This is a genomic window from Streptomyces sp. IBSBF 3136 (assembly GCF_036815105.1).
Classification (GTDB): Bacteria; Actinomycetota; Actinomycetes; order Streptomycetales; family Streptomycetaceae; genus Streptomyces.
Genome location: NZ_JAJSZC010000186.1, coordinates 1 through 16,059 on the forward strand (window position 1 = coordinate 1; position 16,059 = coordinate 16,059).

17 protein-coding genes, 1 tRNA gene and 1 riboswitch are annotated in these 16,059 nt (G+C 71.7%); of the genes, 9 read left to right on the forward strand and 9 right to left on the reverse strand.

Annotated features, from left to right (window positions below):
• The coding region (locus V7E45_RS30395; RefSeq protein ID WP_333777423.1) for a serine/threonine-protein kinase at positions 1-781 on the reverse strand (781 nt) is incomplete at its 3' end.
• A gap of 354 nt (positions 782-1,135) precedes the next feature.
• Here V7E45_RS30395 and V7E45_RS30400 point away from each other — a divergent pair.
• Entirely contained in the window at positions 1,136-1,678 is a 543-nt protein-coding gene (locus V7E45_RS30400; protein ID WP_333777424.1) for an MOSC domain-containing protein, read from the forward strand.
• Positions 1,679-1,820: 142 nt separating this feature from the next.
• On the opposite strand, the gene V7E45_RS30405 is transcribed toward V7E45_RS30400, so the two are convergent.
• Positions 1,821-2,321 carry a DUF2267 domain-containing protein gene (locus tag V7E45_RS30405; protein ID WP_333777425.1) on the reverse strand — a complete coding sequence of 167 codons (501 nt, stop codon included), beginning with the start codon at positions 2,319-2,321 and terminating at the stop codon, positions 1,821-1,823.
• Between the two features lie 220 nt (positions 2,322-2,541).
• Here V7E45_RS30405 and V7E45_RS30410 point away from each other — a divergent pair, with 220 nt between their 5' ends.
• A complete protein-coding gene (locus tag V7E45_RS30410; protein ID WP_333777426.1) occupies positions 2,542-2,847 on the forward strand; it encodes a hypothetical protein in 306 nt (101 codons plus the stop codon).
• A gap of 79 nt (positions 2,848-2,926) precedes the next feature.
• Here the strand turns inward: V7E45_RS30410 and V7E45_RS30415 are convergent, their stop codons facing one another.
• Positions 2,927-3,874 carry a GlxA family transcriptional regulator gene (locus V7E45_RS30415; protein WP_333777427.1) on the reverse strand — a complete coding sequence of 316 codons (948 nt, stop codon included), beginning with the start codon at positions 3,872-3,874 and terminating at the stop codon, positions 2,927-2,929.
• Positions 3,875-4,047: 173 nt separating this feature from the next.
• On the opposite strand from V7E45_RS30415, the gene V7E45_RS30420 reads away from it, so the two are divergent.
• Positions 4,048-4,497: a hypothetical protein gene (locus tag V7E45_RS30420; RefSeq protein ID WP_333777428.1), complete on the forward strand. Its 450-nt coding sequence runs from the start codon at positions 4,048-4,050 to the stop codon at positions 4,495-4,497.
• A 289-nt stretch (positions 4,498-4,786) separates the two neighbouring features.
• Here the strand turns inward: V7E45_RS30420 and V7E45_RS30425 are convergent, their stop codons facing one another.
• Positions 4,787-6,121, reverse strand: coding sequence for an SGNH/GDSL hydrolase family protein (locus V7E45_RS30425; RefSeq protein ID WP_333777429.1), 1,335 nt, complete (start codon positions 6,119-6,121; stop codon positions 4,787-4,789).
• A 197-nt stretch (positions 6,122-6,318) separates the two neighbouring features.
• Here V7E45_RS30425 and V7E45_RS30430 point away from each other — a divergent pair, with 197 nt between their 5' ends.
• The 3 genes from V7E45_RS30430 (at position 6,319) to rdgB (ending at position 10,221) form a co-directional block, all read left to right on the forward strand.
• The gene (locus tag V7E45_RS30430) at positions 6,319-7,632 is read left to right on the forward strand and encodes a DUF445 domain-containing protein (protein ID WP_333777437.1); all 1,314 of its coding nucleotides are present in this window, start codon (positions 6,319-6,321) and stop codon (positions 7,630-7,632) included.
• Between the two features lie 51 nt (positions 7,633-7,683).
• The gene (locus tag V7E45_RS30435) at positions 7,684-9,243 is read left to right on the forward strand and encodes an MFS transporter (protein ID WP_333777431.1); all 1,560 of its coding nucleotides are present in this window, start codon (positions 7,684-7,686) and stop codon (positions 9,241-9,243) included.
• 375 nt (positions 9,244-9,618) lie between these two features.
• Entirely contained in the window at positions 9,619-10,221 is a 603-nt protein-coding gene (gene rdgB / locus V7E45_RS30440) for an RdgB/HAM1 family non-canonical purine NTP pyrophosphatase (RefSeq protein WP_333777432.1), read from the forward strand.
• A 41-nt stretch (positions 10,222-10,262) separates the two neighbouring features.
• On the opposite strand, the gene V7E45_RS30445 is transcribed toward rdgB, so the two are convergent.
• From V7E45_RS30445 to bcp, 4 genes are all read right to left on the reverse strand, one after another.
• Positions 10,263-10,347, reverse strand: a tRNA-Leu gene (locus tag V7E45_RS30445).
• Positions 10,348-10,358: 11 nt separating this feature from the next.
• The gene (locus tag V7E45_RS30450) at positions 10,359-10,940 is read right to left on the reverse strand and encodes an HNH endonuclease signature motif containing protein (RefSeq protein WP_443056288.1); all 582 of its coding nucleotides are present in this window, start codon (positions 10,938-10,940) and stop codon (positions 10,359-10,361) included.
• Entirely contained in the window at positions 10,937-11,587 is a 651-nt protein-coding gene (locus tag V7E45_RS30455; protein ID WP_333777433.1) for an HNH endonuclease signature motif containing protein, read from the reverse strand. The genes V7E45_RS30450 and V7E45_RS30455 overlap by 4 nt, the downstream gene beginning before the upstream one ends.
• A gap of 133 nt (positions 11,588-11,720) precedes the next feature.
• Positions 11,721-12,188: a thioredoxin-dependent thiol peroxidase gene (gene bcp / locus V7E45_RS30460; protein WP_333777434.1), complete on the reverse strand. Its 468-nt coding sequence runs from the start codon at positions 12,186-12,188 to the stop codon at positions 11,721-11,723.
• A 92-nt stretch (positions 12,189-12,280) separates the two neighbouring features.
• Here bcp and V7E45_RS30465 point away from each other — a divergent pair, with 92 nt between their 5' ends.
• The 3 genes from V7E45_RS30465 to V7E45_RS30475 all read left to right on the forward strand — a co-directional run bounded on the left by V7E45_RS30465 (position 12,281) and on the right by V7E45_RS30475 (position 13,525).
• A complete protein-coding gene (locus tag V7E45_RS30465; protein ID WP_333777435.1) occupies positions 12,281-12,610 on the forward strand; it encodes a DUF3618 domain-containing protein in 330 nt (109 codons plus the stop codon).
• Positions 12,611-12,703: 93 nt separating this feature from the next.
• Positions 12,704-13,006, forward strand: a complete 303-nt coding sequence (locus tag V7E45_RS30470) for a GroES family chaperonin (RefSeq protein WP_020940315.1) — start codon at positions 12,704-12,706, stop codon at positions 13,004-13,006.
• A gap of 86 nt (positions 13,007-13,092) precedes the next feature.
• A riboswitch (guanidine-III (ykkC-III) riboswitch) is annotated at positions 13,093-13,164 on the forward strand.
• A 40-nt stretch (positions 13,165-13,204) separates the two neighbouring features.
• The gene (locus V7E45_RS30475) at positions 13,205-13,525 is read left to right on the forward strand and encodes a DMT family transporter (RefSeq protein WP_333777436.1); all 321 of its coding nucleotides are present in this window, start codon (positions 13,205-13,207) and stop codon (positions 13,523-13,525) included.
• A gap of 63 nt (positions 13,526-13,588) precedes the next feature.
• Here V7E45_RS30475 and V7E45_RS30480 read toward each other — a convergent pair whose 3' ends face one another.
• Positions 13,589-15,850 (reverse strand): transglycosylase domain-containing protein, encoded by a 2,262-nt coding sequence (locus V7E45_RS30480; RefSeq protein WP_443056289.1) that lies wholly within the window; start codon positions 15,848-15,850, stop codon positions 13,589-13,591.
• Between the last annotated feature and the right edge of the window lie 209 nt (positions 15,851-16,059).

Here is a 16,059-nt window from a genome sequence, read left to right on the forward strand (position 1 = left end):
GCCGGCGGTGGACCGGGGCGGGCTCCGTCGGCAGCAGCTCGTAGGGGTGGCTCTCGGCGTTCAGGGCGGTGAGGGCCTGCGCGCACCGGTCGGCGGTCGGGCGGGACTCGGGGTCCTGGGCCGTCATGGCCCGCAGCAGTGCCGCGAGGTCCGACGAGACCCAGGTGGGGATCTCGGGGGTGCGGAGGAGGCGGGCGACCGCTGCCTCCAGCGGGGTGCCCCGGTACTCCGGCGCTCCTTTCAGGCACTCCAGCAGGACCAGACCGAGCGCGTAGACGTCGACGGCCGGGCCGACGCGGCCGCCCTCCACCTGCTCCGGTGCCATATAGGCGGCCGTGCCCGTCAGCACGTCGGGTGCGGTGTGGCAGGTGGCGTCCGCCAGGCGTGCGATGCCGAAGTCGGCCAGGTGCGGGTCACCGGCCCGGTCCAGCAGGACGTTCGACGGTTTGACGTCGCGGTGCACTATGTCGGTCCGGTGGACGTAGGCGAGGGTCCCGGCCAGGGAAGCGCCGAGTGCGGTCACGCGCGGCTGGGGCAGCGGTCCGCTCGCCAGGAGGCTGTGCAGACTGGGGCCGTCGACCAGCTGCATGACCAGGTAGGCCCGGTCGTCGTGCCGGCCGGAGTCGTAGACCGTGACCAGTCCGGGGTGCTGGAGGCGGGCCAGGAGCACGGCCTCCGTGGCAAGGCTGTCCTCGGTCTGCGGGCCGGGGCCCGGCCGGAAGACCTTGACGGCCACCGGTCGCCTGAGACGCGTGTCGAGGCCCTCGTAGACGTCGGCCATGCCTCCCGATCCGATTCTGGCGCCCAACCGGTAACGACCGGACAGGACGTCGGCGGACCGTGCGTCCGCCAGTATCGGCGCGGGGGCCGGCGGGGCTGCTGATCGGCGGGCCTTCATCTGGTTCTCCGTTGCTGTCACCGCATACCGGACTCGGCCATGGGCCGTGCTGGGGAAGCGAGTACCCGAGGGCCTGTCAGCTATCCGGCCGAGTCGGGGTCCGTGGTGCCGCCGGTGGCTCGATGGCGGCTGGGTCATCGTCGGCCGCGACTTCAAGTCCGTTGGCGGGGGCGGGGTCGCACCGGGAAATAGGCTGTAGGTGAAGCTTGCCGCGATGAGCCGAAACGGGGGTCTGCCATGAGCGCCACTGTCACTGCCGTCAGCAGCAACGGGGTGTACTCGTTCACCAAGCCGAACCGGGAGACCATCACCCTGCTCGCCGGGCTCGGCGTGGAGGGGGACGTGCACGCGGGGGTGACCGTCAAGCACCGTTCCCGGGTCGCCAAGGACCCGACCCGGCCGAACCTGCGGCAGGTGCACCTCATTCACGCCGAACTCTTCGACGAGGTCGCCGCGAAGGGGTTCGAGGTGACCGCCGGGGACCTGGGCGAGAACATCACCACTCGCGGGATCGACCTGCTCGGGCTGCCCACGGGGACGCTGCTGCGGATCGGGAACCAGGCCGTCGTCGAGGTGACCGGGCTGCGCAACCCCTGCGCCCAGATCGACAGCTTCCGGCACGGACTGCTGAAGCAGGTCGTCGGGCGCGACACGGACGGGCACGTCCGGTACAGGGCCGGGGTCATGGGCGTCGTACGGGTGGGCGGCCCCGTGCGGCCCGGTGACGGCATCGCCGTGGAGCTTCCGGAAGCACCTCACCGGGCGCTCGAGCGGGTCTAGCCGGTCGTCCAGCCGGTTCCGCCGGCCCAGCCAGTACCGCCGGTTCAGCGGTCCGGTCGGCCCACACCGGGCCCGGCCGGCCGGTGTGACGGGCGCGGGCGCCGCAGGGCGGTTGCGCGGCGCCCTGCGTACGAGGGCTCGGCTATGCCGCGGGCGCCGTCAAGGGCATCGGCGGCGCCAGGTCCGCTCGGCCGAACAGGAGCGCGTAGCCGGGCGGGAGTTGGGCCAGGACGCGGGTCGTCAGGGGTTCGTCCAGCTGGTCCGCCAGGACACCGAGGACCGAGCTGACGTCCCAGCGGGCGGTCGCGGGGGTCGAGCCCTCGATGCGGGACGCCACCAACTCCACGAACTCCCGGGCGGGGAGCGGGTGGACGACGGGGATCTGGGACGCGACCACCCTGCCCGCCTCCGGGGGGAGGGACTGGGCCAGGGCCACGCGTTCGTCACCGGTCACGTGCGTGCCCAGGGAGGACAGGACGATACGGGTCACCGCCTCGGCCTTCGCGGCCGTCGGGTACTGACCCGCCTCCCGCACCGCCTGCGTCAGTTCCAGCCAACCGGCCTCCCCGGCCGAGCCACCGGTGTCGGGACGCGGGGCAGGGGCGGGGATGGTGGATCTGTGCTGCGGGGCTGCCACGGTCATGGCCGGCTCCTCCTCGGGGACGCTTCGGACTCCGGACGCCCAGTACCCCCGATCACGGCCGCCATGGGGTGAGGTTCGGCCAATGTGTGACCGCCCCAAAATCGGCCAATGTGTGACCGCCCCGAAACTTGACAAGGCCGGACTCAGGTTCGGGGACTCCGTTCACCTGCGGGTTAGCCTCGGAGCGGAGCGAACAGGACATCAGGAGCAGGAGGCAGTCATGGCCAGGGTTCCCAGCGCGGTCGTCGCGGCGACCGGGCTCGTCGGTGGTTACGGCGTCGCCCGCTGGACCAAGAAGCGACAGCTCGGCGGGGCCGTGCTGGCCGTCGCCGGTGCCGCCGCCGCGCAGCAGTGGCGCGAGCAGGCGGGCGGGAAGGCCGCCGGCGCGCTCACCGCCGCCTACGTCGCCGCGTTCGCCGGCTCCCACCCGCTGGCCAAGAAGGTCGGCGCCTGGCCCGCGGTCTTCGGTGTCGCCGGCGCCGTGGCACTCGCCTCCTGGGCCGTCGCCGACCGGCGTCACCCCTAGGGCCTGACCAGACCAACCCCACCCGGCCCGACCCGACCCCACCCGGTCCGACCGGGTCCGGCGCCGGCACACACGATCTTCACACCTGGAACGACCGCCGGTACGCCTGCGGGCTCGTCCCGACCACCCGGCGGAAGCGTTCCCGGAAGGCCGTCGGGGAGCCGAAGCCCGTCTGCGCGGCGATCCGTTCCACCGGGTACGGCGTCGTCTCCAGCAGGTACTGCGCCCGCCGCACCCGTGCTCGGTGGAGCCACTGGAGCGGTGTCGTACCCGTCTGTTCGCGGAAGCGGCGGTTGAGGGTACGGCTGCTCATGCGGGCCCGGACCGCGATCTCGTCCAGGGTGAGGTCACGGTCGCAGTGGGCCTCCAGCCAGGCCAGCAGCGGCTCCAGCGTCGCGCCTGCGGGCGCCGGGGGCAGGTCGTGGACGATGAACTGGGCCTGCCCGCCCTCCCGTTCGAGCGGCATCACGGACATCCGGGCCGCGTGCGCCGCGACCGCCGAACCGTGATCCCCGCGGATCATGTGCAGACACATGTCCAGGGCCGCGGCGGCGCCCGCCGAGGTGAGGAACTGGCCGTTGTCGACGTAGAGGACGTTCGGGTCGACCACGACCTCCGGGTACATCTCCGCGAGGGTCCCGGCCGCCTGCCAATGGGTCGTCGCCCTCAGGCCGTCCAGCAGGCCGGTGGCCGCGAGGACGAACGCGCCCACGCAGATCGACGCGACACGCGTGCCGTTCGCCGCCGCCGCGCGCACCGCCTCCACGACCCCGGGCGGCAGCGGACGGGCCGGGTCCGTCACTCCGGGCAGGACGATGGTGTCCGCCTCCGCCAGCGCCTCGAGCCCGTAGGGCGCCCGCACCGCGAAGACACCCGCTCCGGCACTCACCTCCCCGGCCGGGGAGCACACCCGGACACGGTAGCCGGGGCGGCCGTCCGGCAGGCGGGCCCATCCGAAGGTGTCGATCGGGACGGACAGGTCGAACGGGATCACCTGGTCCAGCGCCAGGACGGCCACGGAGTGCATGGCAGGAAAATAGACCTACGACGGGAAAGCGCCAACCACGCCGAGCCTGCCGAACACGGGGTCGACGGAGAACGGCGTCGCTCGATCCGCCTCAGGTGTCGCTGGCGGGAATCCGTCGACCTCTGGCAATCCCGCCACTTCTGCGGTGATCACCGCCCGCATAGCGTCACCACGTGACCAAGCTCCTCCTCGCCGTCCACGTCCTCGCCGCGATCGTCGCCGTCGGGCCCGTGACCGTCGCCGCCAGCATGTTCCCGCCCGCAGCCCGCCGGGCCATGGCCGGTCCGGACGACATCCGGGCCGCCGAGACCCTGCGGCTGCTGCACCGGATCTGCCGCGTGTACGCCGTCGTCGGCCTTGTCGTCCCGGTGTTCGGGTTCGCCACCGCGAGCGAGATGGGCGTGCTCGGCAGCGCCTGGCTGATCGTGTCCATCGCGCTCACGGCCCTGGCCGCGCTCGTGCTCGCCGCACTGGTGCTGCCGGCCCAGACCGTGCTCGTGGAGGGCGGCGGCACGCGCGAAACGACTGTGCGGCTGGCCATGTTCACCGGAGTGTTCAACCTGCTGTGGGCGGCCGTGACGATCCTGATGATCGTGCGGCCCGGGTCGACGACCGGAGCCTGACCGCCCGCCGGACGATCCCTCCGAAAGCCGGTTCGCCAGACGATCCCGCCTGGAGCCGGTTCCGCCGGACGATCCGCCCGGGAGCCGGTTCCGAAGGGCCCGCCGGGATGGGCCCCACCGGGCCGACACCGCCGGGGACGGGCCCGACCGGACCGATACCGCCGGCGACGAACCCCTGCAGGGCGGCCCCACCGCGGACGGACCCCCCGGCCGACCAATCCGCCGGACCCGGACCCCGTCGAACCCCGTCGAACCCCGCCAGGGACGATCCCCGCGGGACCGGTCCCGCCTACAGCTCCGTCTGCCCCGCGCCCTTCAGCGCCGCCAGGTCGAAGACCTCGCCCATCCGGGCGAAGCCCAGGTCGCTGGGGTGGAGGTGGTCGCCGGAGTCGTACTCGGGGCGCAGCCGGCGCGGGTCGTACGGGTCCCTGAGCGACCGGTCGAAGTCCACGACGGAGTCGTACACCCGCCCGGCCCTGATCCGGGCGTTGACCTGCTGCCGTACCGCCTCGCGGGCCGGGGTCCAGCCGCGGTGGCCCTCGAAGGGCATGAGGGTGGCGCCGACGACCTTCAGGCCGCGGGCGCGGGCGTGGCCGACCAGTGTGCGCAGCCCCTCGACGATCTTGTCGGGGTCGGCGAGGCGGGGGTTGCGCAGGATGTCGTTGATACCGAGGTCGATCACGACGACCTTGGCGTTGGTCCGGGACAGCGCGTCCCGGCCGAAGCGGCCGAGGCCGCTCTGGTTCTCCGCCGGGCGGCCCAGACCGTCCGCGAGCACCTGGTTGCCGCTGATGCCCTCGTTGACGACGCCGTAGCGCGGCAGGTCGTCACCGCTCTCGACGGCCGTGCGCAGCCGCCCGGCCAGGACGTCGGTCCAGCGGCGGTTGGCGCCCACGGTGGACGTTATGCCGTCGGTGATGGAGTCGCCGAAGACGACGACCGTGCCCGTGGCCTCGTTGCTGAGGACGTCAAGGGCCGTCACATACCGCCAGTACGGCGTCCGTTCGGTGAACGGGACACCGGTCGCGTCCTCGGTGCGGTCGCCCTGGGCGACGTACGACACCTGCTGCGCGTGCGGGTGGTAGGTCACCGGGCCGGACGGCGTCGGCGAGTACGTGGTGACCAGCACGTCCGTCCCGTGCGGGATGGTCAGCCGGACCACGTCGCTGAGCACCTGGCCGCCGGCCGGGATCACGACAGTGCCGGAGCCGTCGAAGGTCAGGCGCCGCATCGTCTCCGCGGCCGCCGCCGCGCTGCCGTCGCCCGCCGACAGGGCCAGCGAGGCGTGCGAGATGGTCAGCGGCGACTGTCCGTAGAGGTTGGACAGCGTGATGCGGGCACTCGTCCCCGCGGTGCTCGCGTGCACGACGTTGCGCACCGACCGGCCGGCCAGCCCGGCGGTCTCGGTGCCGGGCTCGCCGCCCGCGGGCGCCGTCGACCACGAACCGACCCAAGTGCCGGTCGAAGCGGGAGCGACGGAGGAGCCGCGATGCGGACGATCGCCGGCGAAAGAGCTGCGGGGGGTGCCGTCGTCGGCGGCCACCGTGACGTAGATGACGGCGGACAGAACCACGACCAGCGCGGCGAGCGCGCTCAGGACGGCATAACCATGACGCTTGGTCACGCTTGTGTTGTTCTCCTCGATAGATGGGAGCCTCAGGCTCCGATCCGATGAGTCCATGATGCGTCATGAACCAGGGAGAGCTGACAGGGACCTGCCGCAAACCCCCCGAGGAGACAGACGCCGGGAACTCCTGTTCCGTTCCGGGAGTCGGTCAGGAAGGGACAATTGTGCGCGGGATCACCGAACGGGTGGAGATGATGGAACACACGGAGACGGAAACACCGGACCGGGCCACGTCGTACCGGACCATGACCGCCTTCACCCCCGCCGACGAGGAACGGCGGCGCGGGGTACGGCGCATGAAACTCACGGCGACCGGCATGCTGCTGTTCGTGGCCGTCGTCTACGTGCTGGCCACATGGGCCTCGCACCAGGGCGCCGGCACCTGGGCGGACTACCTCGCGGCGGCCGCCGAAGCCGGCATGGTCGGCGCGCTCGCCGACTGGTTCGCGGTCACCGCCCTCTTCCGGCACCCGCTCGGCCTGCCCATCCCGCACACCGCGATCATCCCCACCAAGAAGGACCAGCTCGGCATCTCCCTCGGCGAGTTCGTCGGCGAGAACTTCCTCTCCCAGGACGTCGTACGCCAGCGGCTGCGCGCCGTCGGCATCGGCAGCCGACTCGGCGCCTGGCTGGCCGAACCCGACCACGCCGACCGCGTCACCGCCGAACTGGCCACCGCCCTCAGGGGCGCCCTCACCGTCCTGCGCGACTCCGACGTCCAGGCCGTGGTCGGAGAGGCCGTCACCCGGCGCGCCAACGCCCAGGAGATCGCCCCCGGCATCGGCAAGATGCTGGAACGGGTCGTCGCCGACGGCGGCCACAAACGCGTCGTCGACCTCGTCGTCGGCCGCGCCCACGACTGGCTCGTGCTGCACCGCACCGACGTCATGGTCGCCGTCGAGGGCGGCGCACCCGGCTGGACCCCGAGGTTCGTCGACAAGAAGGTCGGCGAACGCGTCTACAAGGAACTGCTGCGCTTCTGCGCCGAGATGCGCGACATGCCCTCCCACCCCGCCCGCGGCGCCCTCGACCGCTTCCTCACCGACTTCGCCTCCGACCTCCAGTCCGACACCGACACCCGCGCCCGGGTCGAACGGCTCAAGGGCGAGGTACTGGGCCGCAGCGAGGTCCAGGACCTCATCGCCTCCGCCTGGACCGCCGTCCGCTCCATGATCGTCGCGGCCGCCGAGGACGAACGCAGCGAACTCCGGGTGCGCGTACGGGCCGCCCTGCTGTCCCTCGGCTCCCGCATGGCGAGCGAGCCGAAGGTCCAGGACAAGGTCGACACCTGGGTCGAGGGCGCCGCCGTGCACGTCGTCACCACCTACCGCAAGGAGATCACCTCCCTGATCACCGACACCGTCGCCGGCTGGGACGCCGAGCACACCACCCGCAAGATCGAGGCCCACATCGGCCGCGACCTGCAGTTCATCCGCATCAACGGCACCGTGGTCGGCTCGCTGGCCGGCCTGCTCATCCACACCCTCTCCCGCGGCCTCGGGGCCTAATCGCACCGGACCAGGGCACCCGACTCCTCGTCCTCGACGAGGAGGGAGCCCATGAGCACATCAGCCGAAGCGCCGTCGCCCGGAAACGGCCGGACCATCACCACCAACATCCCCGCCCGACTCGACCGCCTGCCCTGGTCCCGCTGGCACTGGACCATCGTGATCGGGCTGGGAACGGTGTGGATCCTCGACGGCCTCGAGGTCACGGTCGTCGGCAACATCGCAGGCCGCCTCTCCGAACCCGGCAGCGGCCTGGCCATCTCCTCCGGCCAGATCACCGGCATGGCCGCCGCGCTGTACGTGGCCGGCGCCTGCGTCGGCGCCCTCTTCTGGGGCCGGCTCACCGACCGCTTCGGCCGCAAGAACCTGTTCATGATCACTCTGGCCGTGTACCTCGTGGCCACCGCGCTGACCGCCGTCTCCTTCGCCCCCTGGTGGTTCTTCCTCTTCCGGTTCCTGACCGGCTTCGGCATCGGCGGCGAGTACGCGGCGATCAACTCCGCGATCGACGAACTGATCCCGGCCAAGTACCGCGGCCGCGTCGACCTGATCATCAACGGCAGCTTCTGGCTCGGCGCCGTCGGCGGCTCCCTGCTCTCCATCGTCGCCCTCAACACGAACCTGCTGCCCGCGAACCTCGGCTGGCGCCTCACCTTCGCCCTCGGCGCCGTCCTCGCCCTGGTCATCCTCCTGGTACGACGCCACGTCCCGGAAAGCCCCCGCTGGCTGCTGATCCACGGCAGGGACCGGGAGGCCGAGGAGATCGTCACCGGCATCGAACAACGCATCGAGGCCGAGAAGGGCGAGGCGCTCGCCGCGCCGGAGGGCGAGCTGGAGATCCACCAGCGCAAGGACACCAAGTTCCTGGAGATCGCCCGCACCATCTTCGCCGACTACCCCAAGCGAGCCACCCTCGGCTTCTCCCTCTTCATCGGCCAGGCGTTCCTCTACAACGCGATCACCTTCGGCTTCGGCGCCATCCTCACCAAGTTCTTCGACGTGCCCGCCGACCACACCGGCTACTACTTCGCCGTCATCGCCATCGGCAACTTCTGCGGCCCCCTGCTGCTCGGCAAGCTCTTCGACACCGTCGGCCGCCGCGTCATGATCTCCTCGACCTACCTGCTGTCCGGCCTCCTGCTGTTCGGCACGGCCTGGCTCTTCGACCGCGGCTCGCTCAGCGCGGGCACCCTCACCGCCTGCTGGTGCGCGGTCCTCTTCTTCGCTTCCGCCGGCGCCTCCAGCGCCTACCTGACGGTCTCCGAGATCTTCCCGATGGAGACCCGGGCCATGTCCATCGCCTTCTTCTACGCCCTCGGCACCGCCGCCGGCGGCATCAGCGGCCCGCTGCTCTTCGCCGACCTCACCAGCACCGGCAAGGTCGGCGACACCGTCCTCGCCTTCCAGATCGGCGCCGCCCTGATGTGCCTGGCCGGGCTGGTCGCGGCCGCGCTCGCGGTACGGGCCGAAGGCCGCTCCCTGGAGGACATCGCCCGCCCGCTGTCCGCCGCCGCGAACAAGGCGAAGACGGCGACCAGGAACGCCCGCGCCGCCGGTTCGACCCACGGCAAGCAGGGGCCCACGGCACCGCCGGCGGCCAGCAGGCCGTGACGCGCCGGACATAGGCCTGCCGGACCGTCCGCGCCCGGCAGGCCGCAACACGCCGGATCATGGCCTGGCGGACCGTCCGCGCCCGGCAGGCCGCAACACGCCGGATCATGGCCTGCCGGACCGTCCGCGCCCGGCAGGCCTGACCGCCCGGACCATGGCTGCCGGACCCACCGCGGCCGGCAGCCGGTGCGCGCCGGGCCACGGCCACCGGACCTACCGTGGCCGGCAGCCCGCAACCCGCCGGATATAGGCCCGCCGGACCGTCCGCGGCCGGCAACCGGTGCGCGCCGGGCCACGGCCACCGGACCCACCATGGCCGGCAGGCCGTGACCGGCCGGGGCACGGGGGCCGGGCCCACCAGGGATACTGGCCCCCATGACCCGCCTGATCCTCGCCACCCGTAACGCCGGAAAGATCACCGAGCTGAGGGCCATCCTCGCCGAAGCAGGGCTCCCCCACGAGCTGGTCGGCGCGGACGCCTACCCCGACGTCCCCGACGTCAAGGAGACCGGCGTCACCTTCGCCGAGAACGCCCTCCTCAAGGCCCACGCGCTGGCCCAGGCCACCGGTCTGCCCGCCGTCGCCGACGACTCCGGCCTCTGCGTCGACGTCCTCGGCGGCGCCCCCGGCATCTTCTCCGCCCGCTGGGCGGGCCGGCACGGTGACGACAGGGCCAACCTGGACCTGCTGCTCGCCCAGCTCTCCGACATCGCGGAGGGGCACCGGACCGCGCACTTCGCGTGCGCCGCGGCGCTGGCGCTGCCGGACGGCACCGAGCGGGTGGTCGAGGGTCAGCTGCGGGGCGTCCTGCGGCACGCACCGGCCGGCACGAACGGCTTCGGCTACGACCCGGTCCTCCAGCCGGACGGCGAGACCCGCACCTGCGCGGAGCTGAGCCCCGAGGAGAAGAACGCGATCAGCCACCGCGGCAAGGCGTTCCGGGCGCTGGCGCCGGTGGTGCGGGAGCTGCTGGGCTGAGAACGGAAGAGGGGTCGCCCGGACGGGCGACCCCTCACCTGTGCGGCCGGTGGGACTCGAACCCACACGGGATTTCTCCCACGGGCACCTAAAACCCGCGCGTATCGCCTATTTCGCCACGGCCGCCCCAAAACGGACTAATCACTCGCAGGCCGTTTTGCCTCGCTCAGTGTACGGGGCGGCTTCTTTCGCCTGCCGCCGCCTCGGCACCAGGTACTCGTCACCGCATGGCAGTTGGGGCAGAGCAGCCGGAGGTTGTCCCGGCGGTCGTCGCTCCAGTCGCCGTTGATGTGATCGACCTCCAGGGTCATCGGCCTCCCGAGCCATTCGGGCCCGAGCCCGCACTCGGCGCACGCCTCCGGCACGCCCACCTCACGGAGCGCACGGCGGAGCAGATGGGTACGTGTCCGACGGGAGCCGTCGTGCCGGACCAAAATGTCCTCGGGCCGCCTGGCCCGGTCCGTGTGCGTCCTGCCCCGCTGGTGCGCCTGCCCCAGGAAGTGCGCGGTGGAGAGGCCCTGCTCGGCGATCCAGCGGCGCAGCATCGCGCGCTGGGTGTCGGTGTCCGGGCGGCCGAGGCGACGCAGCGTCCCGGCGACGGAGACCGACTCGGCGACAGCCAGACGCAGCTCCTCGGTCCCGGGCCGGGCAGGCCCGCGCGAGTCTCGTCCGGTGGCTCCGGGCGGCCGCTCCCCCGTGTTCCGCGCCTCGCCGCTCATACGCCGCCGCCCCCGGCCCTCCTGCCCCGGCCCCGGTAGTTGTCGGTCACCGAGTGACAGTTGGGGCAGAGGAAGCGCAGGTTCTCGATGCGGTTGTCGCGCCAGTTCCCATCGACGTGATCGACTTCCAGCGGCAGCGGACGGCCCCGCCACACCGGCGCGGTCCCGCAGGAGGCGCAACGCTCCGCCACGCCGGTGGACGTCATCGCCCACCTCAGCCGGTCGCTCTGCACGCGGCGGGCCTGACCGGGCGGCTGCTCGACGAGAAGGGCCTCCGGGCTACGGGCCCGCCAGGGCCTGCCCCGCCGGTTCGGGCCCCGGAAGTGCGAGGTGTCGATCCCGTACGCCCTGATCCGCCGGCTGATGTGTGTGTGGTGGCCGCCGACGACCTCCAGCCCGAGACGACGCAGGACCTCGGCCATGTTCGTCGAGGCCGCCACCGCCCCTTCGAGCACCTCCTTCGTCCACTTCACCCCCTCCCTCTCGAAATGCGACACGTCCACCCCGAGCTTCTTCATCCGCTCCCGGACGTACCGGCGGGTCGGGCTCCGGGGGTCCACGCCCAGGTTCTCCAGTGCCTGCGAGAACGTCCGCGCCCCGCGAGCCGCCGCTTCCAGCCGTTCCTTGGTGTACGCGCCGGCTCCCATCGGTCCCCCTCCGTTCCGGCCGCGTGTTCGCGGCCCGTACGGAGTAACGAACCGCCTGCCGGGCGGTCACGCCTCGGACGCGGGAACGGCCCGCCGCGGCGGGTGCCGGGCGGGCCGTTCGGGCGGGAGGAACTCAGATGCCGAGGTCCTTGATGATCTTCGCCACGTGGCCGGTGGCCTTGACGTTGTACAGGGCGCGCTCGACCTTGCCCTCCTCGTCCACGACCACTGTGGAGCGGATGACGCCGACGACCGTCTTGCCGTAGAGCTTCTTCTCGCCGAAGGCGCCGTACGCCTCCAGGACCTTCTTGTCCGGGTCGGCCAGCAGCGTGACCTTCAGGGACTCCTTCTCGCGGAACTTCGCGAGCTTCTCGGGCTTGTCCGGGCTGATGCCGAGGACGTCGTAGCCCGCGCCGGCCAGCACCTCCAGGTTGTCCGTGAAGTCGCAGGCCTGCTTGGTGCAGCCGGGAGTGAGGGCTGCGGGGTAGAAGTAGACGATGACCTTGCGGCCCTTGTGGGCGGAGAGGGACACCTCGTTGCCGTCGGCGTCGGGGAGGGTGAAATCGGGGGCCGGGTCCCCGGGCTGGAGTCGCTCGCTCATCGGGCCAGCGTAACCGGGGGGCCTTACGGTGCGGGGAAGCCGGGAACTGACAGACTGTCCAGAACAGCATCAAGGACTTCGGAGGCCGTACGGTGGCGGACACGTCGGACACCAGAACCCCGGCGCAGATCGAGGCGGACATCAAGCGCCGCCGCGAAGTGCTGGCCGAGACGCTCGACGAGATCGGGGTGCGGGTGCATCCGAAGACGATCGTCGGCGATGCCAAGGCCAAGGTGGTCGCCAATGTCGATCACACGGTCGGACGGGCGTACGTCCAGGTCAACCGTGTCGTGAGTGAGGTACGCGCGCAGTTCGTGGACGAGGAGGGTGCGCCGCGGCTCGAGCGGGTCGTGCCCGTCGCCCTGGTGGTGGTCGGGGTCGTGGGGCTGCTCGCCCTCGGCACGCGGCGCCGCAAGGGCTGACCGGGGTCGTACGGGCGAGTCACAGGCAGGTAGGTTCGAGGCGTGAGCGCCAACAGAAACAGCAACCCTCAGCACGACAAGCTGCCCATCCGGATGCTGCACGACCGGGTTCTGGTCCGGCAGGAGACCGGCGAGGGCGAGCGGCGGTCGGGCGGCGGCATCCTGATCCCCGCGACCGCGGCGGTCGGGCGCAGGCTGGCCTGGGCCGCGGTCGTGGCGGTGGGCCAGAACGTGCGGACCGTGGAGCCCGGCGACCGGGTCCTGTTCGACCCGGAGGACCGGGCCGAGGTCGAGGTGCGGGGCGTGGCGTACGTGCTCATGCGGGAGCGGGATCTGCACGCGGTGGCCGCGGACCGGTTCGAGGGGGCCGAGGACTCCACGGGGCTGTATCTCTGATTCCCCGAGGGGGCTTCCCCCGCGGTTCGGTATTCCCTGCCGAGCAGGGCCGAAGGGGCCGGTGACGGTGGTCACCGGCCCCTTCGGCGTTCCTTTGCTATGTTCGAAGGGGCCCGACGAGACGCGCCGTACCGGGACGCAGGCAAAGACGACGCACCGCGAGAAGTGGGTTTTCCGTCGTCCTGGAGGTGCGCTGGCGTGGCGTGGGTTCTGTTGATCGTGGCCGGTCTGCTGGAGGTCGGCTGGTCGATCGGGATGAAGTACACGGACGGTTTCAGCCGGCTCGTGCCCAGTCTGGTCACCGGTGCGGGGATCGTCGCCAGCATGGTGCTGCTGTCGTACGCCGCCAGGTCGCTGCCCATCGGTACCGCCTACGGCGTGTGGGTGGGGATCGGGGCGGCCGGGGCGGCGGTGCTCGGCATGGTGGTGCTCGGTGAGCCGGTCACCGCCGCGCGGATCTTCTTCGTGTGTCTGCTGCTGGTCGCCGTGGTGGGGCTGAAGGTGACCGGCGGTCACTGAGACGGGCGCCCGTCGAGCGACCAGCGGTCGCTGACGGGCGCCGTCCTCGTCCGCGGCCGGGTTCTACGGCTGGGGTCCTGTGGTGCCGATGCCGCCCGGGTTGCCCCCTGCCGTGTCGCCGCCGGTGGTCGTGCCACCGCCGTTGGTGCCGCCTTGTGTGTCGCCGCCGGTCGCGTTGCCGCCGTCGGTGGTGCCCCCTGCCGTGTCGCCGCCGGTGGTGGTTCCGCCGCCGTCGGTGGTCGTGCCGCCGCCGTCGGTCGTGGTGCCGCCGCCGGTGGTGTCACCGGTGGTGCCGCCGTCGGTGGGGGTGCCGGAGGGGGTGCTGGTGGTGCCGCCGTTGCCCTGGCCGCCGTTGTCGGTGGCGCCTCCGTTGTCCTGCCCGGCGGTGCCCGGCTGGTCGGAGGGGCTCGAGCTCGGGGGCAGGATCACGTCGGCGCCCTGCTGGAGTTCGAGGTCGAACTCGGTGGCCGGCTTGCCCTTGAGGGCGTCACGCGTGTACTGCGCCCAAATGGCGGTGGGCGGGCCACCGCCGTTCATACGGGGCTGGCCGAGGGCGTAGTACAGCGACTTGTGCTTGGCCGTGACCGGGTCCTGGCCCATGACGGAGACGACGGTGGCGAGGTCGGGGGTGTAGCCCGCGAACCAGGCGGCGGTGTCCTCCTCGGCGGTGCCGGTCTTGCCGGCCGCGGGGCGGCCGGCCTGCTGGGCGGCGACGGCGGTGCCGTTGTCGACGACGCTCTGCAGGACGGAGGTGGTGGTGTCGGCGGCCTCGCGGCTGACGGCCTGCTTGGTCTGCCGGTCGGGCAGCTTGACGTCCTCGGTGCTGTCCTTGGTGATCTTCTCGACCATGGTGTACGTGCCGTGCCTGCCGTGGTTGGCGAGCGTGGCGTACGACTCCGCCATGTCCAGGACGCTGGCGGTGGCGGTGCCGAGGGCGATGGACGGGTAGGGCTGGAGGTCCTGGGTGCCGGACGGGATGCCGAGGTCGACGGCGGTCTGCTTGACCTTGGCGGGACCCACGTCGACGGCCATCTGCGCGTAGACCGAGTTGACCGAGAGATCGGTGGCCTTGCGGACGGTGATGTCGCCGTACGACTTCTGGTCCTCGTTCGCGGGGGCGTAGGGGCCGCCGCTCCAGCCCTGTACGGGGCGCCGGTTGGTGCCGTCGTACGTGGTGTTCGGGGTGATGGGCTGGCCGTCCTGGGTGGTCGAGCTGTTCTGCACGGCCGCGGTGAACACGAAGGGCTTGAAGGTGGAGCCGACCTGGAAGTCACCGCGGGTGGCGCCGTTGGTGTACTGCTTCACGTAGTCGATGCCGCCGTACAGGGCGACGACCTTGCCCGTCTTGGGGTCGACGGAGGCGCCGCCGGCCCGGACGTAGTTGTCGACCTTGTTGTTCTTCTTGTCCAGCTTGGAGATCAGCTGGTCGTTGACGGCCTTGACGAAGGCGTTCTGCTTGGACTTCTGGAAGGTGGTGGTGATGCGGTAGCCGCCGCCCTCCAGCTGTTCCTTGGTGAGGATCTCGTTCTCGGTGAGGTAGTCCTTGACGGCCTCGACGAGGTAGCCGCGCTGGCCGGAGAGGCCGGTGGAGACGGTCTGCTCCTTCGGCATGGGGAACTTCATGCCGGCGCGCTCGGACTTGCCGAGCCAGCCCTTGGTGACCATGCCGTCCAGGACGTAGTTCCAGCGGGCGATGGCGGCGGGCCTGTTCTCGGGGTGGGCGACGACGTCGTACTCGCTGGGCGCGTTGACGAGCGCGGCGAGGTAGGCGGCGCGGGCCGGGTCGAGGTCGGCCGCGTCCTTGCCGTAGTAGGCCTGGGCGGCGGACTGGATGCCGTAGGCGTTGCGGCCGAAGTAGCTGGTGTTGAGGTAGCCCTCGAGGATCTCGTCCTTGGACTTGTTGCGGTCCAGCTTGATCGAGATGAAGAACTCCTTGGCCTTGCGGGTGACCGTCTGTTCCTGGGCCAGGTAGTAGTTCTTCACGTACTGCTGGGTGATGGTCGAGCCGGACTGCTTGCCCTTGCCGGTGGCGGTGTTCCAGCCGGCGCGGAGCATGGCCTTGGGGTCGATGGCGGACTCGGTGTAGAAGTCGCGGTCCTCGGCGGCCAGGATCGCGTGCTGGGCGGGCTTGGAGATCTGGGCGAGGGTGACGTTCTCGCGGTTGATCCGGCCGTCGCGGGCGAGCTGGGAGCCGTCGGCGTAGAGGTAGACGTTGCTCTGCTTGGTGGCGAGAGCGTTGGCGGACGGGATCTGCACCATCGAGTAGCCGATGAAGAACAGGCCGATGATCAGCAGCACGCCCATGACGAAGGTGCCGAGCACCATGCGCCAGGTGGGGAAGAGGCGCCGCCACCCGGTTCGCTTGGGGCGCTTGGGCTTCTTGCCGTTGCCGCCTCCGCCGCTGCCGCTGCCCGCGGGGCTTGCGGTGGCGGGGGCGGTGTCGCCCGCGGTGCGGGCGGTGGCGGTGGTGTCGGTGGCGGTGTCGGGGGTGTGTGGGGTGGGGGCGTCGGGCTCTCGAGTGCCTCAGTCGCGGG

Bases quoted from the DNA above. Each gene is read 5' to 3' on its own strand.
- V7E45_RS30405 (WP_333777425.1), bottom strand. From the start codon at position 2,321: ATGACCGTGGCAGCCCCGCAGCACAGATCCACCATCCCCGCCCCTGCC.
- V7E45_RS30470 (WP_020940315.1), top strand. From the start codon at position 12,704: ATGCTGCACGACCGGGTTCTGGTCCGGCAGGAGACCGGCGAGGGCGAG.
- V7E45_RS30480 (WP_443056289.1), bottom strand. From the start codon at position 15,850: ATGGTGCTCGGCACCTTCGTCATGGGCGTGCTGCTGATCATCGGCCTG.
- V7E45_RS30430 (WP_333777437.1), top strand. From the start codon at position 6,319: ATGGAACACACGGAGACGGAAACACCGGACCGGGCCACGTCGTACCGG.
- bcp (WP_333777434.1), bottom strand. From the start codon at position 12,188: ATGAGCGAGCGACTCCAGCCCGGGGACCCGGCCCCCGATTTCACCCTC.
- V7E45_RS30450 (WP_443056288.1), bottom strand. From the start codon at position 10,940: ATGAGCGGCGAGGCGCGGAACACGGGGGAGCGGCCGCCCGGAGCCACC.
- V7E45_RS30410 (WP_333777426.1), top strand. From the start codon at position 2,542: ATGGCCAGGGTTCCCAGCGCGGTCGTCGCGGCGACCGGGCTCGTCGGT.
- V7E45_RS30455 (WP_333777433.1), bottom strand. From the start codon at position 11,587: ATGGGAGCCGGCGCGTACACCAAGGAACGGCTGGAAGCGGCGGCTCGC.
- V7E45_RS30435 (WP_333777431.1), top strand. From the start codon at position 7,684: ATGAGCACATCAGCCGAAGCGCCGTCGCCCGGAAACGGCCGGACCATC.
- V7E45_RS30400 (WP_333777424.1), top strand. From the start codon at position 1,136: ATGAGCGCCACTGTCACTGCCGTCAGCAGCAACGGGGTGTACTCGTTC.
- rdgB (WP_333777432.1), top strand. From the start codon at position 9,619: ATGACCCGCCTGATCCTCGCCACCCGTAACGCCGGAAAGATCACCGAG.
- V7E45_RS30415 (WP_333777427.1), bottom strand. From the start codon at position 3,874: ATGCACTCCGTGGCCGTCCTGGCGCTGGACCAGGTGATCCCGTTCGAC.